Genomic DNA, 24,846 nt, shown 5'->3' on the forward strand with positions numbered 1-24,846 from the left:
CCCAGCTAAATCCGTGAAAGTCCCGGATGGTAGCAAATGCAGCGGAGGGCGTCAGCCGTCGAGTTCCGAGAAGCCGGTGAGGAAATGTGGCCCGATGTAACGCTCCGGCAATTCGAACTCGTCGCGGTATTCAACCTGTACCAGGTACAAGCCAAACGGATGCGCCGTCACGCCACCGGAGCGGCGGATGCGGCTGTCGAGCACTTCCTTGATCCACTCCACCGGCCGCTCACCGGCGCCGATGGTCATCAGCACGCCGGCGATGTTGCGCACCATGTGATGCAGGAATGCACTGGCGCGGATGTCGAGCACGATCATCTTGCCGTGACGGGTCACACGCAGGTGATGCAGCTCCTTGATCGGAGACTTGGCTTGGCACTGGCCGGCGCGAAAAGCGCTGAAATCGTGAACCCCGACCAGGTACTGCGCGGCCTCGGCCATGCGCTCGACATCCAGCGGACGGTGGTTCCAGGTGATTTCTTCGTTCAGGTGCGCCGGACGGATCTGATCGTTGTAGATCACATAGCGGTAACGCCGGGCGATGGCCTTGAAGCGTGCGTGGAAATGCGCCGGCATCACCTTGGCCCAACTGACGCTGACGTCATGGGGCAGGTTGATGTTGGCCCCCATGACCCAGGCCTTCATCGAACGCTCGACCTGGGTGTCGAAATGCACCACTTGGCCGCAGGCGTGCACACCGGCATCGGTGCGCCCGGCACAGTGCAGCGACACGGGTGAATCGGCGACTTTGGACAGCGCGTTTTCAAGGGTTTCCTGCACGGTCGCGACGCCGGAGGCCTGGCGCTGCCAGCCACGATAACGCGAACCTTTGTATTCCACGCCCAAGGCGATCCGGAAAAAGCCGTCAGCCGCCATTTCGGCAGCCGGGTTGTCTATGTTTGCCAAGGAATTACAGCCTGCTGAGGTACGCAAAGGCGGGCATTATAAGGCGGGTGGGGTGGGATGCCAGTGCAACCGTCGATCCGGTGTTGGATGTGCCGGCCTCATCGCGAGCAGGCTCGCTCCCACAGGGGATTTGCGGCACTCACAAGACCCTGTGGGAGCGGGCTTGCTCGCGAAACGGTGGCACAGCCAACATTGATGCAGCCTGACACACCGCCTTCGCGAGCAAGCCCGCTCCCACAGGATTGCGTCTGAACCCAAGTCTCACGCCAGCCGCGCGAGCATCTCCTGCGCTTCGCTCTTCTGGGTGGCATCGCCTTCGCTGAGGACTTCACCAAGGATATCCCGGGCACCGTCGTGGTCTCCCATGTCGATGTAGGCCTGGGCCAGGTCGAGCTTGGTCGCCACTTCATCGGTGCCGCTGAGGAAGTCGAAGTCCGGCTCGTCTTCGGCACTGGCCATGGCGTCTTCCGCCGTGAAGGATGGCTGGCCCAGGCTGTCGGACAGGCGATCCAGCTCGGCGTTGACATCATCCAGCTCGGACTCGAAGGGATCCTTCGGCGCGTCCATTTCGTCGGCCAGGGACAGATCGAAATCCGCCGGCAGCTCGAGATCGTCGGCCGGGGTGTCGAGCAAGGCCGGGGTCTCGGCTGCAGGTTCGTCCAGCCCCTTGAGATCGTCGCCCAGGTCCAGCAGGAAATCCTCGTCGTCCAGGGCCGGCGCTGGCGCCGGCGCATCGGCGCCCAGGTCCAGGTCGAACTCCGACAGATCGTCCAGGCTTTCGTTGGCTTCGGTCTGCTGCTTGAGCACCGATTCAAAGCTCAGATCGTCGTCCATCGGGAACGCATCGAGCTCTGGCACTGGCTCAGGGGCCGGCGCCGCCGGTGTGTTTTCCAGGTCCTCCAGACTCAGGTCGAAGGCACTGTCCAGTTCTTCATTGGTGGCCGGCGTTTCTTCCAGCAACTCCTTGACGTACTGGGCGTCCAGCTCGGCAGCCACCGCCGCCGCGGCCAGGGTCGCGCTGGTGGCAACCACCATGGCCGGGAAGCGGCTCTTGAGCTGCTCGACCTGGGCGAAGTTTTCACCATTGGCTACCAATTGGCGTTCCTGGGCGACAAACGCGTCGCGGTCGCCCTGCAGGCCGTAGACTTCCATCAATTTCAGACGCAGGTCGCTGCGTTGTGGCTCGGCCTTGATGCCCTGTTCGAGCTGATCGGCCGCCTGGTTCAAGCGACCGCGATCGATATGGGCCTGGGCCTGGCCCAGCACATCGTCGAAGCGATCGGCAGCCGGGGCGACCAATGGCGCGGCGATAGGCGGCGAAACCACCACAGGCGCGACCACCGGGGCCGGCTGGGGAACGGGTTTGGGTGCCGGCGCGGGGGCTGGCTTAGGGTCGAGCTTTACGCTTGGCGCCGGTACTTCAATGCCCTCGAAGCTGCTCGGGGGCAGATCGAGCTCCGGGGAGAAGTCGGCCTCCTCCTCGAGGGCCCGGGCCATGCGCAAGTGCTTCTCGGCTTCCTGCTGGGCCTTGCGGCGGCGGGCGAGCAACAGCAGCAGCAACAGCAGGACCAACGCACCACCACCGATCAAGCCGAGCAGGATCGGGTTGGTCAGCAGGTCGTTGTATTTCTGTTCACTGGATGCCGCCGGGGTCTCGGCCGGAGCCGCCGGTGGCGTCGCTTCGGGCGTCGCTTCGGGAGCGGCTTGCGGTGCCGGTGCAAGGACTTGTGCCGATGGCTCCGGCGTCAACTGCGCCGACATCGCTGGCGTTGCTTCGTTGGCTGGCGGAACTGCGGCACCTTCGGCCTGCATCTTCGCCAGTTGATTATTCTTCAGCTCGATCAGGCGCTGCAGCTTGTCCAACTGGCTCTGCAGGTCCGCCATGCGGCTTTTCAATTCTTCGTTGTCACGACGAGCCGAGTCGAGGCTTTCCTGGGTGACCGCGAGCTTGTCGCTCAGGGCCTGGGCATCGCCGGCAGCCCCCTTGCCTTTACCCTTGCCTGCCTTCGCAGACTCCGCTGTCACCAGGCTCAGGTTATCGCGGCCGGCGGTCTGCGACGGCGCGGCTTTGCCCTGGCCACGCTTGGTCGCGTCCAGTTGCTGCTGGCCACCAGGTGCCGCAGTCGCACGGCCTTGGCGCCCCTGGCGCCAGGCGGCGTTCTGCGCAGCCACTTCGGCGATGGCTTGGGGTTGCGGCAACGCGGTGCTTTGGACCGGGTCCGGCAGGCGCAGGACCTCGCCGGTCTTGAGCAGGTTGATATTGCCGTTGATGAAAGCGTGCGGGTTCAGCGCCTGGATCGCCAGCATGGTTTGCTGGACCGACCCGCCGTTGCGGGCCTTGGCGGCGATTTCCCAGAGGGTATCGCGCGGCGTGGTGGTGTACTGGGACGGCTTGGTGGCGCCAGTGACCGGCGTCGACACCACCTGGGGTGGTTTCGGTCGGGCAGCCTCGGCAGCCTGGGGCGAGAACTTGGACGGGTCGACCAGTACGCTGTAGTCACGCAGCAGGCGGCCGTTGGGCCACATCACCTGTACCAGGAACTTGACCAGCGGCTCGGACAGCGGCCGGCTGGACGTCACCCGCAGGACACTCTTGCCATTGGCGTTGATCACCGGAGTGAAAGCCAGGTCATTGAGAAACGCCTGGCGGGGTACGCCGGCCTTGGCGAAATCCTCGGGCGAGGCCAGGCTCGGTACGACTTCGGCAGCGGTCAGTTGCTGGACATCGAGCAGCTCGATCTCCGCGACCAGAGGCTGGTTCGGCGTCGACTTCAGGGTCAATTCCCCGAGCCCGAGCGCTTGCGCCATACCGGAGGACAGCGCCGAGGCGGCCGCTATTGCTAACACCAGTTTGCGAACTTGAACCATAGCCTCTTCCTTTGTTTGAACATTCCTCGGCCAGCGAGAAGGTATTGATGTCGCTGCCGCTAGGCATTTCACGCAGCCCCGAAGGACGGGGCGCACGATCGTTTCTACTCATGCCCGGGAACGTCCCTAGCGGGAGATTTTCGCCTTCAGCGTCCAGGCCAAGCATAGCGCCCGGCTAGAATCATTCGACAAATTGTTGCCAAGTATCTTTTACAGCAGGTCTTTTATCAACAACTCCGCCACCTGCACTGCGTTGAGCGCCGCGCCCTTGCGCACGTTATCCGTCGTCAGCCACATATTCAGTTCCGTCGGGTCGTCGATACCACCGCGCACGCGCCCCACATACACCACATCCTGCCCCACCGCATCGCCGACCGGTGTCGGGTAATCGCCCGCCTCCACCAGTTCGATGCCGGGGGCCGCTTCCAGGGCAGCGTTGACTTTCGTCAGGTCGACAGCGTTCGCAGACTGCACGGTCACGCTAAAGCTATCGCCGAAAAACACCGGGGCTTGAATGCAAGTGACGGAAATCTTTAACAAAGGTTGATCCAGCACCTGGCGCAACTCACGCACCAGACGTTTTTCCAGTTGCGTGTGGCCTTGCTCATCCGGGGTACCGACCTGGGCCAGCAGGTTGAATGCCATTTGCCGGTCGAAGAAAGTCGGCTCCAGTGGACGGGCGTTGAGCAACTCGGCGGTCTGGCGCGCCAACTCGGTCACGGCGACGCGGCCTTGGGCAGATACGGCGAGGCTGGCGGTCAGGCTGATGCGCTGCACATCCAGGCACTCGCGAAGTGGGGCCAACGCCACGGCCAGTGCGATGGCCGACGCACTCGGACTGCTGACCTGGAACGGCTTGCCGAGGCCCGCCAGCACCTGGGCGTTGGCTTCCGGCACGATCTGCGGTGCCTGTTCCGGTGGCAGGGCACCGGACAGGTCGATGAGCGTGCAACCGGCGGCGGTGGCACGCGGGGCGAAGCTCAGGGTGACCGCCGGACCGGCCGCAAAGAACACCAGTTGCACTTTGCTGAAATCGAACTCGTCGACTTCTCGTACCCGCACGTTTTTGTTGCGGAACATCACCGAACTGCCTGCCGATTCACTGCTGGCCAGCAGGTGCAGGTTGCCGACGGGGAAGTCCCGCTCTTCGAGAATCTGGACGAGGGTTTCGCCGACAGTACCGGTGGCGCCGATCACGGCAATGTCAAAGGACTGGCTCATGGGTCTACCTCAGGTAAAACGTGGGGAGCGGCACTTTACCGGGTGGTTGGTATGCAGGCAATTGGCAGGGAATTCTTGCGCTGACTGCACCGGCCAAATCGCGGGCAAGCCTTGCTCCCACAAGCCCTGTGCTCATTGAAAACCTACTGTGACAGTTTCATTGTGGGAGCATAGCTTGCTCGCGATGGCGATCTCCCCAGACACACATTACCCATAAAAAAACCCGCACCTCTCACAAGGCACGGGTTCTTTACACAGCAAAGACAATCAACGCTCGAGCAGGATCCGCAGCATGCGCCGCAGCGGTTCGGCCGCGCCCCACAGCAGTTGGTCGCCGACAGTGAAGGCACCGACGAACTGCGAGCCCATGTTCAGCTTGCGCAGGCGTCCCACCGGCACGTTCAGGGTACCGGTGACCTTGGTCGGGCTCAGCTCCTGCATGCTGGTTTCGCGGTTGTTCGGCACCAGCTTGACCCAAGGGTTGTGCTGGCTGATCAGCCCTTCGATGTCGGCGATCGGCACGTCCTTGTTCAGCTTGATGGTCAGCGCCTGGCTGTGGCAGCGCATGGCGCCGATGCGCACGCAAATGCCGTCCACCGGGATCGGGCTCTTGAAGCGACCGAGGATCTTGTTGGTTTCGGCCTGGGCCTTCCACTCTTCGCGGCTCTGGCCGTTAGGCAGTTCCTTGTCGATCCACGGAATCAGGCTGCCGGCCAGCGGCACACCGAAGTTCTCGGTCGGGTAGGCATCGCTGCGCATCGCCTCGGCGACCTTGCGGTCGATGTCCAGAATGGCGCTGGCCGGGTTCGCCAGGTCATCGGCGACGGCCGCGTGGGTCGCGCCCATCTGCTTGATCAGCTCGCGCATGTTCTGCGCGCCGGCACCGGAAGCCGCCTGGTAGGTCATGGCGCTCATCCACTCCACCAGACCGGCTTCGAACAGGCCGCCCAGGCCCATCAGCATCAGGCTGACGGTGCAGTTGCCGCCGATGTAGTTCTTGGTGCCGGCGTCCAGTTGCTGGTCGATGACCTTGCGGTTGACCGGGTCGAGGATGATCACCGCGTCGTCCTGCATGCGCAGGCTGGAAGCGGCGTCGATCCAGTAGCCCTGCCAGCCGGCTTCGCGCAGTTTCGGGAAGACTTCGCTGGTGTAGTCGCCACCCTGGCACGTCAGGATCACATCGAGGGTCTTGAGCTCATCAATGCTGTAGGCATCCTTGAGCGCACCGGTATCCTTGCCCACGGACGGGCCCTGGCCACCGACATTGGAAGTGGTGAAGAACACCGGCTCGATGAGATCGAAATCCTGCTCTTCCAGCATTCGCTGCATGAGCACGGAACCGACCATGCCCCGCCAACCGATCAGACCTACACGTTTCATCGCAACTGCACCTATACAAAAGTGGGCCACCGTCGAAGCGGTGGACCAGAGAGATTACAGATTCCGCAGCGCGGCGACTACCGCGTCGCCCATTTGCTGCGTACCGACTTTGGTACAACCGGCCGACCAGATGTCGCCGGTGCGCAAACCTTGGTCCAACACCACACTGACGGCCTTTTCAATGGCGTCGGCGGCGTCGGTGAGGTTGAAGCTGTAGCGCAGCATCATCGACACCGACAGGATGGTCGCCAATGGGTTGGCAATGCCCTGCCCGGCAATATCCGGCGCCGAACCGTGGCACGGCTCGTACATGCCTTTGTTGTTGGCATCCAGGGAGGCCGACGGCAGCATGCCGATGGAGCCGGTGAGCATCGACGCTTCGTCGGACAGGATGTCGCCGAACATGTTGTCAGTGACAATCACATCGAACTGCTTCGGTGCGCGCACCAGTTGCATGGCCGCGTTATCGACGTACATGTGGCTCAGTTCGACGTCCGGGTAATCCTTGGCCACCTGCTCGACCACTTCGCGCCACAGTTGGCTGGATGCCAGCACGTTGGCCTTGTCCACCGAGCACAGCTTCTTGCCACGCACGCGGGCCATGTCGAAGCCGACCCGGGCGATACGGCGGATTTCGCTCTCGCTGTACGGCAGGGTGTCGTAGGCCTGACGCTCGCCATTATCCAACTCACGGGTACCGCGCGGGGCACCGAAGTAGATACCGCCGGTCAGTTCACGGACGATGAGGATGTCCAGGCCGGAAACGATTTCCGGCTTCAGGCTCGAGGCGTCGGCCAGTTGCGGATAGAGGATCGCCGGACGCAGGTTGCCGAACAGGCCCAGTTGGGCGCGAATCTTCAGCAGGCCGCGCTCGGGGCGGATGTCGCGCTCGATCTTGTCCCATTTCGGGCCACCCACGGCCCCCAGCAGCACGGCATCGGCTGCACGGGCACGGTCCAGGGTCTCATCGGCCAGGGGCACGCCGTGCTTGTCGATGGCCGCGCCGCCGATCACGTCGTGGCTGAGTTCGAAACCCAGGCCGTACTTGTCATTCGCCAGTTCCAGGACCTTGACCGCTTCGGCCATGATTTCCGGACCAATGCCGTCACCTGGGAGAATCAGAATCTGCTTGCTCATGCTTTCCTCGTTTGTTGTACCGACGCGCCAGGCTTTCTACTTCCGGGCAGGCCAGGAAAAAGGCTATCGCTCGGCCCACAGCACCAGTACATCCGTACTGAAAGAACCATCGGCCTCAATTTCGAAATATTCACGCACTTCATCGCCCATCGCGCGTTGCAGCTCGAGTATTGCCCCGCGCATCACCTCGGGCGTGCGCATGCGCTCGACCCAGGAGCGGTATTCCAGGCGCAGGCGCTGGCGAGAGGTGCTGCTCACCTGCAACCCCGCCTCGCTGACCTGACGCAACCACTCGGCGGCCGAATAATCGCGCACATGACTGGTGTCGCGCAGCACCTCGACGCTTTGCAGGTAGGTGTCCAGCAACGGCATGCCCGGCGACAGCACATCAATGAACGCCGCCACGCCGCCCGGCTTGAGCACCCGGCGCACTTCCCGCAAGGCCAGACCGAGGTCGCCCCAATGATGCGCCGAATAGCGGCTGAACACGAAGTCGAACTCAGAATCGGTGAACGGCAGGCGCTCGGCGGCGCCGCACACAGTGGTGATATTGCCCAGCCCACGTTCCGCAGCCGCCGTCGCCACGACATCGAGCATCTGCCGGGACAGGTCATAGGCCACCACTTCACCGGCCAACGGCGCCACGTGAAAACTCACGTGACCAGCGCCGCAACCCAGATCCAGCACCCGGGCATCGCCATGACCAGCCAACGCAGCCTGTAGCAGCGCGAACTCGGCGCCCTGGGCGTGCACGGCACTGCTCAGATAAGCCGAAGCCTGTTCACCGAATTGCTTTTGTACAACCTGGCTGTGGGCGGTGCTGGTCATGGGATGTCCTTAGGGTTTTGTAGTGCCTGGGCTGGCCTCTTCGTGAGCAGGCTCGCTCCCACAGGGTTTGGGATACACCGCAAATCCAATGTGGGAGCGAGCCTGCTCGCGATGGCGTCGTCATGCCTTATGCGAAATCAAACCTCGCGAAACAACCAGGGCTGGCTCGCCCGATGCTTGGCTTCGAACGCGGCAATCGCCTCGCCGTCCTGCAGGGTCAGGCCGATGTCGTCCAGGCCGTTGAGCAGGCAATGCTTGCGAAACGCATCGATCTCGAACCCCAGCACCTTGCCGTCGGGACGGGTCACGGTCTGGGCTGCAAGGTCGATCTGCAGCTGATAACCCGGGTTGGCCTCGACCTGCTGGAACAGCTCGTCCACTTCAGCGTCGCTGAGGATGATCGGCAGCAAACCGTTCTTGAAACTGTTGTTGAAGAAGATATCGGCGTAGCTCGGCGCGATGATGCTGCGGAAGCCGTACTCTTCAAGCGCCCATGGCGCGTGTTCGCGGCTCGAACCGCAACCGAAGTTCTCCCGGGCCAGCAGCACGCTGGCGCCCTGGTAGCGCTCGGCGTTGAGCACGAAGTCCTTGTTCAGCGGCCGCTTCGAGTTGTCCTGGTAGGGCTGGCCCACATCCAGGTAGCGCCATTCGTCGAACAGGTTCGGACCGAAGCCGGTGCGCTTGATGGATTTCAAGAACTGCTTGGGGATGATCTGGTCGGTGTCGACGTTGGCACGATCCAGAGGCGCGACAAGACCAGTGTGCTGGGTAAAAGCTTTCATGCTGCGCTCTCCTTTCAGATCAATTCACGAACGTCGACGAAACGGCCGTTGACGGCAGCCGCCGCGGCCATGGCCGGGCTGACCAGGTGGGTACGGCCACCGGCGCCCTGACGGCCTTCGAAGTTACGGTTGGAAGTGGAAGCGCAATGCTCGCCCGACTCCAGGCGATCCGGGTTCATCGCCAGGCACATCGAGCACCCTGGCTCGCGCCACTCGAAACCGGCCTCGAGGAACACCTTGTCCAGCCCTTCCGCTTCGGCCTGGGCCTTCACCAGGCCGGAGCCCGGCACCACGATGGCCTGCTTGATAGTCGACGCGACCTTGCGGCCCTTGGCGATCACCGCCGCGGCGCGCAGGTCTTCGATCCGCGAGTTGGTGCAGGAACCGATGAACACGCGGTCGAGCTGAATGTCGGTGATCGCCTGGTTCGCCTTCAAGCCCATGTATTTCAGGGCGCGGACGATGGAGTCGCGCTTGACCAGATCCATCTCCTTGGCCGGATCCGGTACGTTCTGATCCACCGCCAGGACCATCTCAGGGGACGTACCCCAGCTGACCTGCGGCTTGATCTGGGTCGCATCGAGCTCGACCACCGTGTCGAACTTGGCATCGGCGTCGGACACCAGGTCTTTCCAGGCCTCGACCGCCAGGTCCCACTCGGCGCCTTTCGGGGCGAATGGGCGACCCTTGACGTATTCGACGGTCTTTTCATCGGCGGCCACCAGGCCCACGCGGGCACCGGCCTCGATGGACATGTTGCAGATGGTCATGCGGCCTTCGACGGACAGGTCGCGGATCGCGCTGCCGGCGAACTCGATGGCATGGCCGTTACCGCCAGCGGTGCCGATCTTGCCGATCACGGCCAGGACGATGTCCTTGGCCGTCACGCCGAACGGCAGCTTGCCCTCGACGCGCACCAGCATGTTCTTCATTTTCTTGGCCACCAGGCACTGGGTGGCGAGCACATGCTCGACCTCGGAGGTGCCGATGCCGTGGGCCAGGGCACCAAAGGCACCGTGGGTGGAGGTGTGGGAGTCGCCGCAGACCACGGTCATGCCGGGCAAGGTCGCGCCCTGCTCCGGGCCGATGACATGGACGATGCCCTGGCGCACGTCGTTCATCTTGAATTCAACGATGCCGTATTCGTCACAGTTGTCATCGAGGGTCTGGACCTGCAAACGCGAAACCTGGTCGACAATGGCGTCGATACCGCCCTTGCGCTCCGGGGTGGTCGGCACGTTGTGGTCCGGGGTCGCGATGTTGGCATCGATCCGCCATGGCTTGCGCCCGGCCAGGCGCAGCCCTTCGAAGGCTTGCGGCGAGGTCACTTCGTGGATGATGTGACGGTCGATATAGATCAGCGCCGAGCCATCGTCGCGCTGCTTGACCAAATGCGAATCCCAGAGCTTGTCGTAGAGCGTTTTGCCGGCCATCAGACGGTTCCTCATCAGCTTGTTTCTATGCCCTGGATCTTGAGTGTCTCAATAACCCTTTGGCTTGTGAGGCTGATGTTATGGGGCTACATTAAATAACTCAAATTCATATTTTTCATACTTTGCATAACCAACAGGAATTCTATCGAGACCGCCATGGACCTCGCCAACCTCAACGCCTTTATCGCCATTGCCGAGACGGGCAGTTTCTCCGGCGCCGGTGAACACCTGCACCTGACCCAGCCGGCCATCAGCAAGCGTATCGCCGGGCTGGAACAGCAGCTCAACGTCCGCCTGTTCGACCGGCTGGGCCGCGAAACCGGCCTGACCGAGGCCGGTCGGGCCCTGCTGCCCCGGGCCTATCAGATCCTCAATGTGCTGGACGACACCCGTCGCGCCCTGACCAACCTGACCGGCGAAGTCACCGGACGGCTGACGCTCGCCACCAGCCATCACATCGGCCTGCACCGCCTGCCGCCTTTGTTGAGGGAGTTCACCCGACGTTACCCACAGGTAGCGCTGGATATTCAGTTTCTGGATTCGGAAGTGGCCTACGAGGAAATTCTCCACGGCCGGGCGGAACTGGCGGTCATCACCCTTGCCCCCGAACCGCACGCGTTGATGCGCGCCACACCGGTCTGGGACGACCCCCTGGATTTCGTCGTGGCACCGGAACATTCGCTGCTGGACAACCCCGCGGTCAGCCTCGCGGACATCGCCCTGCACCCCGCGGTTTTCCCGGGGGGCAACACTTTTACCCATCATATCGTCCGGCGTCTGTTCGAGGCCCAGGGTCTGACACCGAACATCGCCATGAGCACGAATTATCTGGAAACCATCAAGATGATGGTCTCCATCGGCCTGGCCTGGAGCGTCCTGCCGCGCACCATGCTCGACGATCAGGTGGCGCGCATTCCTTTGCCGGGCATACAACTCAGTCGCCAGCTAGGCTATATCTTGCACACTGAACGGACGCTGTCGAATGCTGCGCGCGCTTTCATGTCCTTACTGGACGCACAAATCGATCTGCCAGGGACAAAGGCATAGGTTGTGCTACTCCTATAGAGCCGAAATGCCTGCGCTTAACGCCCAACTGCCCAAGGCTCGCTAGATAATGCCCAAACCCGCCGACCATCTTCCGCCCCTGCCGCGCATCCAGGCGCTTGACCCGAAACGGTCCGAGCAAAGTTGGGACAGCGCGCCGCAGTTACTGGCCGCCCTGAACGGTGCACGGCTGGGGGCCTGGTCGTGGGACATCGACACCGGGCGGATCAGTTGGTCCAGGGGCACCCAGGCGCTGTTCGGCTTCGATCCGCGCCAGCCGCTTCCGGCGGACGTGGACTACCTGGACCTGCTCTTGCCTGAAGACCGGGCCAAGGCCGTCCGCGCTTTTCACGCGGCAGTGGCCGGCGCGCCGCTGGAACAGGCGATGCACCATCGTATTGTCTGGCCCGACGGCAGCCTGCACTGGCTTGAAATCAGCGGCAGCGTATCGCCCGACAAGCACGGGCGCCCGCGGATGATCGGGGTCATCCGCGAGATCACCCACCAGCGCGAGCGCGAACAGGCCTTGCGCAGTTCGGAGAAGCGCTTCGCCACGCTCTTTCATCTCTGCCCGAACATGGTCCTGCTGACCCGCCAGGAGGATGGGCTGATCAGCGAAGCCAACCAGTATTTCGAAAGCCTGTTCGGCTGGCCGGTGCACGACGTCATCGGCCGTACCACCCTGGAGCTGGGCTTGTGGGTCGACCCCAGCCAGCGGGCGAAACTGGTGGAGGCCACCAAGGCCAAGGGCGAACTGGTGAGCATGGAAGTGGAATTCCGCGCCAGTAACGGCCAGATCCACAACGGCATCCTCAGCGCGCAGAAGGTCGAACTTGAAGGCCAGCCCTATTTGCTGAGCACGTTTCTCGACACCACGGAACGCAAATTGGCCGAACAGGCCCTCAAGGACAGCCAGGAACGCCTCGACCTGGCCCTCGACTCGGCACAACTGGGCACCTGGGACTGGCACATCCCCAGCGGCATGCTCTACGGCTCGGCCCGTGCCGCGCAGCTCCATGGCCTGGAGCCCAAACCGTTCCACGAGTCGTTCGACGCGTTTTTCGAGGGAGTGCCCAATGAAGAGCGCAACAACATGCGCAATGCGTATCGCAGCCTGCGCGAAGGCCCGGCGGGCAATTATCAACTGACCTACCGCGTGCAATTGCCGGATGGCAGCTCCCGTTACCTGGAGAGCCGCGCCCGCCTCTACCGCAATGACGACGGCAGCCCACAGCGCATGGCCGGAACCCTGCTGGACATCACCGATCAGGTGGAGCGCGAGCAGAGCCTGGCGGCGTCGGAGGAAAAATTTGCCACGCTGTTCCAGGTCAGCCCCGATCCGATCTGCGTCACCCATCAGGACAGCAGCCGCTTCCTCGAGATCAACTCCAGCTTCACTCAGACCTTCGGCTGGTCCGCCAGTGACGTGATCGGCCACAGCGCCGATGAAATCGGCCTCTGGGACGCTTCGGGCAACAGCCTGCAACGCATCGAACGGGTGATTCGCGAGCAATCGCTGAACAACGTTGCCATTGTCGTCCATCACAAGGATGGCCAGCCGCTGACCTGCGTAATCTCCAGCCGGCAGATCAACGTCAGCAACCAGCCCTGCATCGTCACCACCCTGCGGGACATCACCCAGCAACAACGCTCCGAAGCGGCCCTCAAGGCCAGCGAGGAAAAATTCGCCAAGGCGTTCCACTCCAGCCCTGACGCCATCACCATCACCGAACGCGAAAGCGGCCGCTACCTTGAGGTCAACGACGGCTTTTGCCGCCTGACCGGCTACCGCGCCGACGAAGTGATCGGGAACACAGTGTACGAGGTGGGCATCTGGGCCGAGGAAAAACAGCGCGCAACCCTGCTGGCCGAATTGCAACTCAAGGGCCGCGTGCATCACCAGGAAATGCTCGGGCGCAACAAGCGCGGGGAAATGCTCACGGTTGAGGTGTCGGTTGAGCCAATTACGCTCAACGAGACGGACTGCCTGCTGCTGACCGCCCGGGACGTGAGCCTGCTGCGCAACGCCGAGGCCCAGATCCGTCACCTGGCCTATCACGACCCGCTGACCAACCTGCCCAACCGGGCCTTGCTGATGGACCGGCTGAGCCAACAGATCGCCCTGCTCAAGCGCCATAATCTACGGGGCGCGCTGCTGTTCCTCGATCTTGACCACTTCAAGCACATCAACGATTCCCTGGGCCATCCGGTGGGTGACACCGTGCTGAAAATCATCACCGCGCGCCTGGAAGCCAGCGTGCGCCTGGAGGACACCGTCGCGCGGTTGGGCGGTGACGAATTCGTGGTGCTGCTCAGCGGCCTGGAAGGCACCCGCAATGAAGTCAGCGAGCAGGTGCAGAAGCTGGCCGACACCCTGCGCGAATTGCTTTCGGAACCGATGTTCCTCGACGGCCAGCGACTGCAGGTCACGCCCAGCATCGGCATGGCGCTGATTCCCGACCACGGTTCCACCCCAACCGATCTGCTCAAGCGCGCCGACATTGCGCTCTATCGCGCCAAGGATTCGGGGCGCAACACCTCGCAGATGTTCCACACCACCATGCAGAAGGCAGCCAGTGAACGGCTGCGCATGGAAACCGACCTGCGCCAGGCCCTGGCCCGCGACGAGTTCAGCCTGCATTTCCAACCCCAGGTCGACGCCCGGGATAACCGAATCGTCGGTGCCGAAGCACTGGTGCGCTGGCATCATCCCGAACTGGGCGCCCAGTCGCCCAGCGAGTTCATCAAAGTCCTGGAAGACAGCGGGTTGATCCTGGAAGTGGGCACCTGGATCCTTGATGAAGCCTGCGATGGCTTCAAGCAATTGATCGCCAAGGGCAAGATCGATCCGCAACGGTTCAGCCTGTGCGTGAACATCAGCCCGCGCCAGTTCCGTCAGAGCGATTTTGTCGAACGCATCGAGAACAGCCTCGCGATCCACGGCCTGCCTTGTACCATTTTGAAACTGGAAATCACCGAAGGCATCGTGATCCAGAACCTGGACGACACCATCGGCAAGATGCGCCGCCTCAAGAAACTGGGGGTGAGCTTCGCCATGGACGACTTTGGCACCGGTTATTCGTCGCTGACCTACCTCAAGCGTCTGCCGGTGGATACGCTAAAAATCGACCAGTCATTCGTGCGCGACGCCACCAGCGACCCCAACGACGCCGAGATCATCCGCGCCATCGTCGCCATGGCCCGCAGCCTCAACCTGGAAATGATTGCCGAAGGCGTGGAAACTCTGGAACAACTGCACTTCCTGCAAGGCCTCGACTGCCATCTGTACCAGGGCTACCTGCACAGTCGGCCGTTGCCGCTGGATGCGTTTGAGCGGTTGTTGCCGTAACGAGCGCAGCTGTTTTCTGTGGCGAGGGGATTTATCCCCGCTGGGCTGCAAAGCAGCCCTAAAACCTGCCACCTCGGTGTGCCAGGCTGACTAGGGTGGACCGGTCTAATGGGGCTGCTGCACAGCCCAGCGGGGATAAATCCCCTCGCCACAATGGAGTTTTACAAAGTTTTCGATATGAAAAAGGGCGCCATCTCGGCGCCCTTTTTCAGTGGCGATATATCAGTTCTGCAGCGCGGGTTGCTGCTGCGCACCGTTGATCGGGATGCGCTTGGCTTTCGCCTCTTCCGGAACCACCCGCAACAGGTCGATACTCAACAGACCGTTGCTCAGGCCGGCGGACTTGATCTCAATATGATCCGCCAAGCGGAAGGACAGCTTGAATGCACGCTGGGCGATGCCCTGATGCAGGTAGGTCACGCTGTCGTTGCTGGCCTCACGCTTGCCACCGCTGATGGTCAGCACACCTTTTTCCACCTGCAGGTCCAGGTCTTCTTCCCGGAAGCCAGCGGCGGCGACTACGATACGGTATTCATCATCACCGTATTTTTCCACGTTGTAGGGTGGATAGCTGCTGCCCGGTTCGTTGCGCAGGGCGGTTTCGAACAGGTCGTTGAAACGGTCGAAGCCCACCGAGGAACGGAACAGAGGGGCCAGCGAAAATGCAGTACTCATGATTCAAATCTCCTGAAAAGTTCAGCAAGGTTTTTTGTCTCCGCGACCCGAATTCGGCATCGCGTACCCCTTATCTAGGGGCCGCCAAATACTTTTCAAGAGCTTTTTTTCAAATTTTTTTCAGGCCGCTTCAGTGCGCTGCATACCTAGCAAATGACCCACGGCATCGAGCTCGGTTTCCCTGCGCAGCGCGGTAAACAGCTCGACCGCCTCGGGATAATTGCGGGTCAACATCGCCAGCCATTGCTTCAACCGCCCAGGCGCCTGACGTGGGGTCAGCTGTTCGACCACTTGTCCCCAGAAATCCTGGAGCATCGGCTGCAGCTCGGCCCAGGACATCTGCACCACCTCTTCACCGGCGCGAGCGGCGGTGATCTGCCGGGCCAGGTCCGGACGGGAAACCAGGCCACGACCGAGCATGATGTCCTCTACGCCGCTGATCTCACGGCAACGACGCCAATCTTCGACGCTCCAGATATCCCCGTTGGCGAACACCGGCACCTTGACCACTTCCTGAACCCGGGGGATCCATTCCCAGTGGGCCGGCGGCTTGTAGCCGTCAGTCTTGGTCCGCGCATGCACAACGATGTGCGCCGCCCCGCCTTCGGCCAGCGCCGTGGCGCAGACCAGCGCGCCGTCCGGACTATCGAAGCCCAGGCGCATCTTGGCGGTGACCGGAATGTGTTTCGGCACGGCGCGACGCACGTGTTCGACGATCTGGTTGAGCAGTTCCGGCTCCTTGAGCAACACCGCGCCGCCCCGGGACTTGTTCACTGTCTTGGCCGGGCAGCCGAAATTCAGGTCGACCACCTCTGAACCCAACTCACAGGCCAGTGCCGCGTTTTCCGCCAGGCACACCGGGTCGGAACCCAGCAACTGCACCCGCAGCGGCACGCCGGCAGCGGTCCGCGCGCCGGTCAGCAGTTCGGGGGCGAGCTTGTGGAAATAGGCCGGTGTGAGCAGGCGGTCATTGACGCGGATGAACTCGGTCACGCACCAGTCGATACCACCGACGCGCGTCAGGACGTCCCGCAGGATGTTGTCGACCAACCCCTCCATGGGCGCCAGGGCAATTTGCATGGGAAAACGCACTCAACGAAAAAACGTGCGGCAGTTTACCGGATTCTGTGGGAGCGAGCCTGCTCGCGATGGCGGTGGATCAGCTGGCGAGGATGCCAACTGTGCCACAGGCCTCCAGCGCCGGGCCGTAGCCTTCGATGAACTCCGGCGGCATGCGCTTGGGTTTGCCGGTGGAGAGCTCGATGCAGACGAATGAGGTCTGCGCCCGCAGCAAGGTGGCGTTGTCGCTGGGGCGGATCAGTTGGAAATGCCGGCTCATCTTCAGTCGCTGGTCCCAGTCGACGATCCAGGTGGCCAGTTGCAGCTCGTCGCCTTCGTAGGCGGCCGCCAGGTAATCGATTTCATGGCGCACCACCGCCATCGCCCGGTCCAGCCGGCGATACTCCGCCAGATCCAGCCCCAGGCGCTGGGAATGACGCCAGGCACAGCGTTCGAGCCAGGTGACGTAAACCGCGTTGTTGGCGTGGCCCAGCCCGTCGATGTCTTCGGCGGCTACTTGAAGATCAATGATGAACGGTGTTGCCCGATCCCAGCCCATGCCCCTCTCCCGGTCGAATGTGGATCGGGGCAGTGTACCCGATCCCTGCGGGCAAGCCTTGCTCCCACAACTCAGGCCGATTGCCGTGCTTGCAGATTGCGCCCGGCCAACAGTGATAACACGCCATCGATGACCCGGGGATCGGCCAGCACCCGCTGGTGCCCGCCCTGGGGCAAGCGCAGCAGGCGGCTGTCGAACCAGGCCTCGTGAATCAGCTGCGACTCCTTGACCGAGACGGACGTGTCGTCCTCGGCGTGGACGATCAACCCCGGCACATCCAGCTGATAATGCGCAACGTCCATCTTCGAGGCGCGCATGCCCACATCGTTTTCCACCTGACGAATGAAGGCCGAACGCGCGTGGGGCGGCAGGCCCACCAGCCGGGCGAAGCCGCGCAGCACCCCAAGGATGCGCGCAGGTGCGGCGATACTGACCAGCGTCTCGGTGCGCAACCCCAACTGGACCGCGAGCATGGCACTGGCCCCGCCCATGGAATGCCCGATCACCGCTTGCAGCGGCGGCAGTTCGGCCGCGGCTTCAAGCATCGCCCTGGCGAACAGCAGGACATTCGCCTCGCGACCAGGTGAGCGGCCATGGGCCGGACCGTCCAGCGCCACTACCATATAACCAGCCTCCACCAGCGCCGTGATCAGTGCGGCGAACTGCGTGGGTCGCCCTTCCCAGCCATGCATCAGCAAGACGGTCGGGCCTTTGCCCCAGCGCAGGGCAGAAAGACCGAAGCGCAAGGTGATGCGCTCGGAGGTTGCCAGCAATGGCAGTTCCCAGTCCCGTGGCGGCAGGTTCCGGGGACGCATGAACAGTGCGCGCATCTTCTTTGCCACCAAACGCGGAGCTACCCGCCCCAGCGTGCCATTGACACCACGAATCCAGCTCAATCTGTCCATCGCTCTTCTCCCACGGTTTGCGCCTTGGCTCACCGCATCGCGGATTTGGCGGCGCGCAGAACACGATCCGATAACTCTCCCGGGCCCAATGCCCGGGCCAGCGCCAGGCCACCTACCATCAAGGCAATGTCGGCGAGGGCCTTGTCGGCATCTTCCGGGCTGGCCGCCAATTGCGCGGCCATTAACTCAATGTGTTCGTTGAGCACTTCACGAAACGGATCCGGCAGCCGTCCCAGTTCACCAATCGATGCCGGAATCGGACAGGCGTTTTCGGTAGAGTCCCGATGCTTGCGTGACAGGTAAAACGCTGCCACCAGGGCTCGCCGCTCTTCGCCGGTCAGCTCGGCATCCATGTCGGCGATCAAACCGCGACGCCGGCTGAGCAGTTGCTTGAAAGCTTCCAGCATCAACGCATCCTTGCTTTCGAAATGGGCGTAGAACCCGCCCACTGTCAGCCCGGCCGCGCCCATGACGTCGCCCACGCTCGGCTCGACCGGACCGCGCTGGATCAGCGCATCGCTGGCGGCCTTGATAATGCGTTCACGGGTCTGTGCTTTTTTATCGCTCATCGTTTGCCTCCGAATATTACGATCACAATATTATTCTCATAATAATTTTCCGCAAGCAGAATCTCGATCCGCTGGTCGGCAGTCTATTTTTCGAGGATAGGAGAATTGGCTGAACGCCAGACAAACAAAAGGGCCATTCAAGAATTGAATGACCCTCATAAAATCCCGCAGAGCGGGTAATCGTGGCGTCCCCTAGGGGACTCGAACCCCTGTTACCGCCGTGAAAGGGCGGTGTCCTAGGCCACTAGACGAAGGGGACACAAACCTTCTTGCTTGATCAGCGCTGAGAACTGATCGATTCAAGGCCGGTGTGGCCAGACCTTGAACCTGACGATTGGTGGAGCTAGACGGGATCGAACCGTCGACCTCTTGCATGCCATGCAAGCGCTCTCCCAGCTGAGCTATAGCCCCAGGTTTTTCGCCTCGCGGCGGAGCGACATCTTGCAACATCGCTTCTGTAAAACTGGCGTCCCCTAGGGGACTCGAACCCCTGTTACCGCCGTGAAAGGGCGGTGTCCTAGGCCACTAGACGAAGGGGACGCAAACCCTTCTAACTGCTGATCAACGCTGAGTGCTGATCGCTTCAAGGCCGGTGTGGCCAGACCTTGAAGTGTAAATTGGTGGAGCTAGACGGGATCGAACCGTCGACCTCTTGCATGCCATGCAAGCGCTCTCCCAGCTGAGCTATAGCCCCTCATCGCTGAGGACGGGGCGAATCTTAAGGGCGTATCGGAGGGCTGTCAAATTTATTTTCAACAAATTTGAAAATTTTTTGCCGGGATAACAATCACTTACCGACAAACCCCGGAAAACCGGGGTATGCCCTGCCCCAACGACCGCTTAGGCAATCGCGCCCAGCAGTTTTTCCCACTCCTTGTTTTCCTTCTTCGACACGCCACCGAGCAGATCGATGGCCTGGCGCAGGCGGAAACGGGTCAGGTCCGGCCCCAGGATTTCCATCGCATCGAGCACCGACACCGAGCTGGCCTGGCCGGTAATGGCGGCAAACATCAGCGGCATGGCGTCGCGCAATTTCAGCTCCAGGGATTCGACCACGGCCTGGATGGTCGCGGTGATGCTGTCCTTTTCCCATTGACGCAGGCTTTCGAGCTTCCACAGGATCAATTGCATCAACTGGCGCACCTGATCGCCCGAGAGTTTCTTGGATTCGAACAGCTTCGCATCCGGCGTCACGCCACCGGCAAAAAAGAAGCCGGCCAGCGGCGCGATCTGGCTGAACGTCTCCACCCTGCCCTGCACGTGGGGCGCGATCTTCATCATGTACTCGGGGTTCAATGCCCACTTCTGCACGCGTGCGGCGAATTCTTCCACCGGCAGATCGCGCAGCCACTGGCCGTTGAGCCAGGACAGTTTTTCGATGTCGAAGATCGGACCGCCCAGGGACACCCGCGACAGGTCGAAATGCTCGACCATTTCCTGCAGCGAGAACTTCTCGCGCTCGTCCGGCATCGACCAACCCATGCGGCCCAGGTAATTGAGCATCGCCTCGGGCATGAAGCCCATGCGCTCGTAGAATGTCACCGAGGTCGGGTTCTTGCGCTTGGACAGCTTGCTCTTGTCCGGGTTACGCAACAGCGGCATGTAGCACAGCTGCGGTTGCTCCCAGCCGAAGTATTCGTAGAGCAGGATCAGTTTCGGCGCCGATGGCAGCCATTCTTCACCGCGCAATACGTGGGTGATGCCCATCAGGTGGTCGTCGACCACGTTCGCCAGGAAGTACGTCGGCAAGCCGTCGGTCTTCATCAACACCTGCATGTCCATGCGATCCCACGGGATCTCGACATCGCCACGCAGCATGTCCGGCACCACGCAGACGCCTTCGCTCGGCACCTTCATGCGGATCACATGGGGCTCGCCGGCGGCCAGGCGCCGGGCGACTTCTTCCTTGGACAGCAGCAGCGCGCGGCCGTCGTAGCGCGGGGTCTCACCGCGGGCCATCTGCTCGGCGCGCATCTGGTCCAGCTCTTCAGCCGTGCAGAAGCAGGGAAACGCGTGCCCCATATCCACCAGTTGCTGGCAATACTGCTTGTAGATGTCGCCACGCTCGCTTTGCCGGTACGGGCCGTGTGGGCCGCCAACGTCCGGGCCTTCGCTCCAGTCGATGCCGAGCCAGCGCAGGGCGTCGAAAATCTGCTGTTCGGACTCGCGCGTCGAACGCAACTGGTCGGTGTCCTCGATCCGCAGGATGAACTCACCGCCGTGCTGCTTGGCAAAGCAATAGTTGAACAAAGCGATGTAGGCGGTGCCGACATGGGGATCGCCAGTGGGCGAAGGCGCGATGCGGGTACGGACGGTGGTCATGGCATGTCTCGGAAAGAATATAAAAGCGAAGATGAAACAGGGGGCGAATGGTAACAGGCGTTGGTGGGCGGGCTCCAGTCAGAGGGGGATTTGAGTGGCACCTGCCAGACCGGATCGCGCCCATCGCGAGCAGGCTCGCTCCCACAGGAGAACGCATTCCAACCGTGGGAGCGAGCCTGCTCGCGATGGCGCCTGGAAGGTCGACGCAAAAACCTCAGACAGTCAGCAACCGCTCACGCAACTTGCCAATCTCGTCCCGCAACTGCGCCGCCGCCTCGAACTCCAGGTCCCGGGCCAGTTGGTACATCTTCTCTTCCAACTGCCGGATGCGCTTGGTGATTTCGCTTGGCGAGCGCAGTTCCGCTTCGTAGCGGGCGCTCTCTTCGGCGGCCTTGGCCATGCCCTTGCGCTTCTTGCTGCGCGAACCGGGCACGGTGGCACCTTCCATGATGTCGGCCACGTCCTTGAACACCCCTTTGGGCGTGATGCCGTTGGCCAGGTTGAAGGCGATCTGCTTGTCACGACGGCGCTCGGTCTCGCCGATGGCCCGTTCCATGGAGCCGGTGATGCGGTCGGCATACAGGATCGCCCGGCCGTTGAGGTTACGCGCCGCCCGACCGATGGTCTGGATCAGCGAACGCTCGGAACGCAGGAACCCCTCCTTGTCAGCGTCGAGGATCGCCACCAGCGACACTTCCGGCATGTCCAGGCCTTCGCGCAGCAGGTTGATGCCCACCACCACGTCGAAGGTGCCCAGGCGCAGGTCGCGGATGATCTCGACCCGCTCCACCGTGTCGATGTCCGAGTGCAGGTATCGCACCCGCACGCCATGGTCGGCCAGGTAATCGGTGAGGTCCTCGGCCATGCGCTTGGTCAGGGTGGTCACCAGGACCCGCTCTTCGATGGCCACGCGCTTGTTGATTTCCGACAGCAGGTCATCGACCTGGGTCAGTGCCGGGCGCACTTCGACTTGCGGGTCCACCAGGCCGGTCGGCCGCACGACCTGCTCGACCACCCGGCCGGCATGCTCGGCCTCGTAGTTACCGGGGGTGGCCGAGACGAAGATGGTCTGCGGGCTCACGCTTTCCCATTCATCGAAGCGCATCGGCCGGTTGTCCAGCGCCGAAGGCAGGCGGAAACCGTATTCCACCAGGGTTTCCTTGCGGGACCGGTCGCCTTTGTACATCGCGCCGACCTGGGGCACGCTGACGTGGGATTCGTCGATCACCAGCAAGGCATCGGCCGGCAGGTAGTCATACAAGGTCGGAGGCGGCGCACCCGCCGGGCGACCCGACAGGTAGCGCGAATAGTTTTCGATGCCGTTGCAGTAGCCCAGCTCGAGGATCATCTCCAGGTCGAACCGGGTCCGCTGCTCAAGGCGCTGGGCTTCCACCAGTTTGTTGTTCGAGCGCAGGTACTCCAGGCGTTCCTGGAGCTCGGCCTTGATCCCGTCAATGGCGTCCAGCAGGGTTTCCCGTGGCGTGACGTAATGGCTCTTGGGGTAGAAGGTGAAACGCGGCAGCTTGCGGATCACCTCGCCGGTCAGCGGATCGAACGCCGAAATGCTCTCCACTTCGTCATCGAACAGCTCGATGCGGATCGCCTCCAGGTCGGATTCCGCCGGGTAGATGTCGATTACATCGCCGCGCACCCGGAACGTCGCCCGGGCGAAGTCCATGTCGTTGCGGGTGTATTGCAGGTCCGCGAGGCGGCGCAGCAAGGCACGCTGGTCGAGTTTGTCGCCGCGATCCACGTGCAGCACCATCTTCAGGTACGTTTCCGGGCTGCCCAGGCCATAGATACACGACACCGTGGTGACGATGATCGCGTCCTTGCGTTCGAGCAACGCCTTGGTCGCCGACAGTCGCATCTGTTCGATGTGGTCGTTGATCGAGGCATCCTTCTCGATGAAGGTATCCGACGACGGCACGTAGGCTTCCGGCTGGTAGTAGTCGTAATACGAGACGAAGTACTCCACCGCGTTGTTCGGGAAAAACGCCTTGAACTCACCGTACAGCTGCGCCGCCAGGGTCTTGTTCGGCGCCAGCACCAGGGTCGGGCGCTGCACCTGGGCGATCACGTTGGCGATGCTGAAGGTCTTGCCCGAACCGGTCACACCGAGCAACGTCTGGTGGGCCAGCCCCGCTTCGATACCTTCGACCATCAGGCGGATGGCTTCCGGCTGGTCGCCAGCGGGCTGGAATCGGGTGACTAGCTGGAATTCAGACATAACATAACCCCTGGGTTCACGCCTGTCGGCCAGGCGACGGGAATGAGGAAGACCGAAACGACTGATGTCGCCCGTGGAAAAAGCTGGAATGCAGACAATGTGGAGGTGAATGCCTTCGCTTTCAAGACGAACGTCCTACACGCCTTGGAGTCTTTGACGCGGCGAAGGGACTAACGGTCGAAAAAAATCGAAAATACTTATCGTAAAAACCGAATCGCCTGTCGCTCTGCCCGGTGATGGCCTCTATACTAGCTCCCCGTTTGTGCACCGCTCTAGTGCATCCGGCTGGAGCGCCACACGTCCCCTCACACTCCATTCAGAGCCGCGCACTAATGAGCCTGTTTTCCGCTGTCGAATTGGCACCCCGCGACCCAATCCTGGGCCTCAACGAAGCATTCAACGCCGACACCCGTACCGATAAGGTCAACCTGGGCGTGGGTGTTTACTGCAATGAAGAGGGGCGTATTCCGCTTCTGCGCGCCGTTGTCGAAGCCGAGACGATTCGCGTGGCTCAGCACGTTTCCCGTGGCTACCTGCCGATCGACGGCATCGCGGCCTATGATCAGGCGGTCCAGACCCTGCTGTTCGGCAAGGACTCGCCACTGATCGCCTCCGGCCGCGTCATTACCACCCAGGCCGTGGGCGGCACTGGCGCACTGAAGATCGGTGCCGACTTCCTCAAGCAATTGCTGCCTGACGCCGTCGTGGCCATCAGCGACCCGAGCTGGGAAAACCACCGCGCCCTGTTCGAAACCGCCGGTTTCCCCGTACAGAACTACCGCTACTACGACGCCGCCACTCACGACGTGAACCGTACCGGCCTGCTCGAAGACCTCAACGCCCTGCCCGACCGTTCGATCGTTGTGCTGCACGCCTGCTGCCACAACCCGACCGGCGTGGACCTGAGCCCCGAGGACTGGAAAAACGTACTGGCCGTGGTCAAGGCCAAGAACCATGTGCCGTTCCTGGACATGGCCTACCAGGGCTTTGGCGACGGCATCGACGAAGACGCGGCAGCCGTGCGCCTGTTCGCCGAATCGGGCCTGACCTTCTTTGCGTCCAGCTCGTTCTCCAAGTCGTTCTCCCTGTACGGCGAGCGCGTAGGCGCCCTGTCGATCGTCAGCGAATCGAAGGAAGAAAGTGCTCGCGTGCTGTCCCAGGTCAAGCGCGTGATCCGCACCAACTACTCCAACCCGCCGACCCACGGCGCCAGCATCGTGGCCGCCGTGCTCAACAGCCCCGAGCTGCGGGCCCAGTGGGAAGCCGAGCTGGCGGAAATGCGCTTGCGGATCCGTGGCATGCGCAACCAGATGGTGGACATGCTGGCCAAGGCCGCGCCGCACCGGGATTTCAGCTTCGTCGCACGTCAGCGCGGGATGTTCTCCTACTCCGGCCTGACCGTTGAACAAGTGACGCGGCTGCGCAACGAGTTCGGCATCTACGCCCTGGACACCGGCCGCATCTGCGTAGCCGCGCTGAACCAGAACAACATCGATGCGGTGACCAAGGCGATTGTCCAGGTGATCTAAAAAACCGCATAAAACCTGTGGGAGCGAGCCTGCTCGCGATGGCGGAGGGT

General features: G+C 62.3%; 18 protein-coding genes and 4 tRNA genes. 3 read left to right on the top strand and 19 right to left on the bottom strand.

Annotated elements, in window-relative coordinates:
- Positions 1-51 precede the first annotated feature (51 nt).
- The 8 genes from truA to leuC form a co-directional block, all read right to left on the bottom strand.
- Positions 52-876 carry a tRNA pseudouridine(38-40) synthase TruA gene (gene truA, locus LOY35_RS19110; protein WP_258633679.1) on the bottom strand — a complete coding sequence of 275 codons (825 nt, stop codon included), beginning with the start codon at positions 874-876 and terminating at the stop codon, positions 52-54.
- Between the two features lie 291 nt (positions 877-1,167).
- Positions 1,168-3,774 (bottom strand): FimV/HubP family polar landmark protein, encoded by a 2,607-nt coding sequence (locus LOY35_RS19115; protein WP_258625700.1) that lies wholly within the window; start codon positions 3,772-3,774, stop codon positions 1,168-1,170.
- Positions 3,775-3,984: 210 nt separating this feature from the next.
- Positions 3,985-4,995, bottom strand: a complete 1,011-nt coding sequence (locus LOY35_RS19120; protein WP_258625702.1) for an aspartate-semialdehyde dehydrogenase — start codon at positions 4,993-4,995, stop codon at positions 3,985-3,987.
- Between the two features lie 267 nt (positions 4,996-5,262).
- Positions 5,263-6,375, bottom strand: coding sequence for an aspartate-semialdehyde dehydrogenase (gene asd / locus LOY35_RS19125; protein ID WP_258625703.1), 1,113 nt, complete (start codon positions 6,373-6,375; stop codon positions 5,263-5,265).
- A 54-nt stretch (positions 6,376-6,429) separates the two neighbouring features.
- Positions 6,430-7,512 carry a 3-isopropylmalate dehydrogenase gene (leuB, locus tag LOY35_RS19130; RefSeq protein WP_024779162.1) on the bottom strand — a complete coding sequence of 361 codons (1,083 nt, stop codon included), beginning with the start codon at positions 7,510-7,512 and terminating at the stop codon, positions 6,430-6,432.
- A gap of 63 nt (positions 7,513-7,575) precedes the next feature.
- Entirely contained in the window at positions 7,576-8,340 is a 765-nt protein-coding gene (locus tag LOY35_RS19135; protein ID WP_258625705.1) for a class I SAM-dependent methyltransferase, read from the bottom strand.
- Positions 8,341-8,477: 137 nt separating this feature from the next.
- Positions 8,478-9,122, bottom strand: a complete 645-nt coding sequence (gene leuD / locus LOY35_RS19140; protein WP_041023754.1) for a 3-isopropylmalate dehydratase small subunit — start codon at positions 9,120-9,122, stop codon at positions 8,478-8,480.
- 14 nt (positions 9,123-9,136) lie between these two features.
- Positions 9,137-10,555, bottom strand: coding sequence for a 3-isopropylmalate dehydratase large subunit (gene leuC / locus LOY35_RS19145; protein WP_258625707.1), 1,419 nt, complete (start codon positions 10,553-10,555; stop codon positions 9,137-9,139).
- A gap of 156 nt (positions 10,556-10,711) precedes the next feature.
- On the opposite strand from leuC, the gene LOY35_RS19150 reads away from it, so the two are divergent.
- On the top strand, positions 10,712-11,602 hold the full coding sequence (locus tag LOY35_RS19150; protein ID WP_258625709.1) for a LysR family transcriptional regulator: 891 nt from the start codon (positions 10,712-10,714) through the stop codon (positions 11,600-11,602).
- 67 nt (positions 11,603-11,669) lie between these two features.
- Complete coding sequence (locus LOY35_RS19155; RefSeq protein WP_258625711.1) at positions 11,670-14,948, top strand: EAL domain-containing protein; 3,279 nt, start codon at positions 11,670-11,672, stop codon at positions 14,946-14,948.
- A gap of 222 nt (positions 14,949-15,170) precedes the next feature.
- Here the strand turns inward: LOY35_RS19155 and LOY35_RS19160 are convergent, their stop codons facing one another.
- From LOY35_RS19160 to uvrB, 11 genes are all read right to left on the bottom strand, one after another.
- Positions 15,171-15,623 (bottom strand): Hsp20 family protein, encoded by a 453-nt coding sequence (locus LOY35_RS19160; protein ID WP_041023758.1) that lies wholly within the window; start codon positions 15,621-15,623, stop codon positions 15,171-15,173.
- Between the two features lie 120 nt (positions 15,624-15,743).
- The gene (locus tag LOY35_RS19165) at positions 15,744-16,703 is read right to left on the bottom strand and encodes a tRNA-dihydrouridine synthase (protein ID WP_258625714.1); all 960 of its coding nucleotides are present in this window, start codon (positions 16,701-16,703) and stop codon (positions 15,744-15,746) included.
- A 79-nt stretch (positions 16,704-16,782) separates the two neighbouring features.
- A complete protein-coding gene (locus LOY35_RS19170) occupies positions 16,783-17,241 on the bottom strand; it encodes a thioesterase family protein (RefSeq protein ID WP_258625716.1) in 459 nt (152 codons plus the stop codon).
- A gap of 71 nt (positions 17,242-17,312) precedes the next feature.
- Entirely contained in the window at positions 17,313-18,146 is an 834-nt protein-coding gene (locus LOY35_RS19175) for an alpha/beta fold hydrolase (protein WP_258625718.1), read from the bottom strand.
- A gap of 29 nt (positions 18,147-18,175) precedes the next feature.
- Positions 18,176-18,715, bottom strand: coding sequence for a TetR/AcrR family transcriptional regulator (locus LOY35_RS19180; RefSeq protein ID WP_258625720.1), 540 nt, complete (start codon positions 18,713-18,715; stop codon positions 18,176-18,178).
- Between the two features lie 183 nt (positions 18,716-18,898).
- Positions 18,899-18,974 (bottom strand) — tRNA-Glu (locus tag LOY35_RS19185).
- Between the two features lie 76 nt (positions 18,975-19,050).
- Positions 19,051-19,126, bottom strand: a tRNA-Ala gene (locus LOY35_RS19190).
- 53 nt (positions 19,127-19,179) lie between these two features.
- Positions 19,180-19,255 (bottom strand) — tRNA-Glu (locus tag LOY35_RS19195).
- A gap of 78 nt (positions 19,256-19,333) precedes the next feature.
- Positions 19,334-19,409 (bottom strand) — tRNA-Ala (locus LOY35_RS19200).
- A 146-nt stretch (positions 19,410-19,555) separates the two neighbouring features.
- Entirely contained in the window at positions 19,556-21,037 is a 1,482-nt protein-coding gene (gene gltX, locus LOY35_RS19205; RefSeq protein ID WP_041023763.1) for a glutamate--tRNA ligase, read from the bottom strand.
- A 214-nt stretch (positions 21,038-21,251) separates the two neighbouring features.
- On the bottom strand, positions 21,252-23,267 hold the full coding sequence (gene uvrB, locus LOY35_RS19210; RefSeq protein WP_258625722.1) for an excinuclease ABC subunit UvrB: 2,016 nt from the start codon (positions 23,265-23,267) through the stop codon (positions 21,252-21,254).
- 332 nt (positions 23,268-23,599) lie between these two features.
- On the opposite strand from uvrB, the gene LOY35_RS19215 reads away from it, so the two are divergent.
- Positions 23,600-24,796, top strand: coding sequence for an amino acid aminotransferase (locus tag LOY35_RS19215; RefSeq protein ID WP_258625724.1), 1,197 nt, complete (start codon positions 23,600-23,602; stop codon positions 24,794-24,796).
- Positions 24,797-24,846 lie beyond the last annotated feature (50 nt).

It is taken from the genome of Pseudomonas sp. B21-028 (assembly GCF_024749045.1).
In the GTDB taxonomy this organism is placed as follows: domain Bacteria; phylum Pseudomonadota; class Gammaproteobacteria; order Pseudomonadales; family Pseudomonadaceae; genus Aquipseudomonas.

Excerpts from the sequence above, each read along its gene's own strand:
- truA (WP_258633679.1), bottom strand. The coding sequence starts at position 876 with ATGGCGGCTGACGGCTTTTTCCGGATCGCCTTGGGCGTGGAATACAAA.
- LOY35_RS19115 (WP_258625700.1), bottom strand. The coding sequence starts at position 3,774 with ATGGTTCAAGTTCGCAAACTGGTGTTAGCAATAGCGGCCGCCTCGGCG.
- LOY35_RS19120 (WP_258625702.1), bottom strand. The coding sequence starts at position 4,995 with ATGAGCCAGTCCTTTGACATTGCCGTGATCGGCGCCACCGGTACTGTC.
- asd (WP_258625703.1), bottom strand. The coding sequence starts at position 6,375 with ATGAAACGTGTAGGTCTGATCGGTTGGCGGGGCATGGTCGGTTCCGTG.
- leuB (WP_024779162.1), bottom strand. The coding sequence starts at position 7,512 with ATGAGCAAGCAGATTCTGATTCTCCCAGGTGACGGCATTGGTCCGGAA.
- LOY35_RS19135 (WP_258625705.1), bottom strand. The coding sequence starts at position 8,340 with ATGACCAGCACCGCCCACAGCCAGGTTGTACAAAAGCAATTCGGTGAA.
- leuD (WP_041023754.1), bottom strand. The coding sequence starts at position 9,122 with ATGAAAGCTTTTACCCAGCACACTGGTCTTGTCGCGCCTCTGGATCGT.
- leuC (WP_258625707.1), bottom strand. The coding sequence starts at position 10,555 with ATGGCCGGCAAAACGCTCTACGACAAGCTCTGGGATTCGCATTTGGTC.
- LOY35_RS19150 (WP_258625709.1), top strand. The coding sequence starts at position 10,712 with ATGGACCTCGCCAACCTCAACGCCTTTATCGCCATTGCCGAGACGGGC.
- LOY35_RS19155 (WP_258625711.1), top strand. The coding sequence starts at position 11,670 with ATGCCCAAACCCGCCGACCATCTTCCGCCCCTGCCGCGCATCCAGGCG.
- LOY35_RS19160 (WP_041023758.1), bottom strand. The coding sequence starts at position 15,623 with ATGAGTACTGCATTTTCGCTGGCCCCTCTGTTCCGTTCCTCGGTGGGC.
- LOY35_RS19165 (WP_258625714.1), bottom strand. The coding sequence starts at position 16,703 with ATGCAAATTGCCCTGGCGCCCATGGAGGGGTTGGTCGACAACATCCTG.
- LOY35_RS19170 (WP_258625716.1), bottom strand. The coding sequence starts at position 17,241 with ATGGGCTGGGATCGGGCAACACCGTTCATCATTGATCTTCAAGTAGCC.
- LOY35_RS19175 (WP_258625718.1), bottom strand. The coding sequence starts at position 18,146 with ATGGACAGATTGAGCTGGATTCGTGGTGTCAATGGCACGCTGGGGCGG.
- LOY35_RS19180 (WP_258625720.1), bottom strand. The coding sequence starts at position 18,715 with ATGAGCGATAAAAAAGCACAGACCCGTGAACGCATTATCAAGGCCGCC.
- gltX (WP_041023763.1), bottom strand. The coding sequence starts at position 21,037 with ATGACCACCGTCCGTACCCGCATCGCGCCTTCGCCCACTGGCGATCCC.
- uvrB (WP_258625722.1), bottom strand. The coding sequence starts at position 23,267 with ATGTCTGAATTCCAGCTAGTCACCCGATTCCAGCCCGCTGGCGACCAG.
- LOY35_RS19215 (WP_258625724.1), top strand. The coding sequence starts at position 23,600 with ATGAGCCTGTTTTCCGCTGTCGAATTGGCACCCCGCGACCCAATCCTG.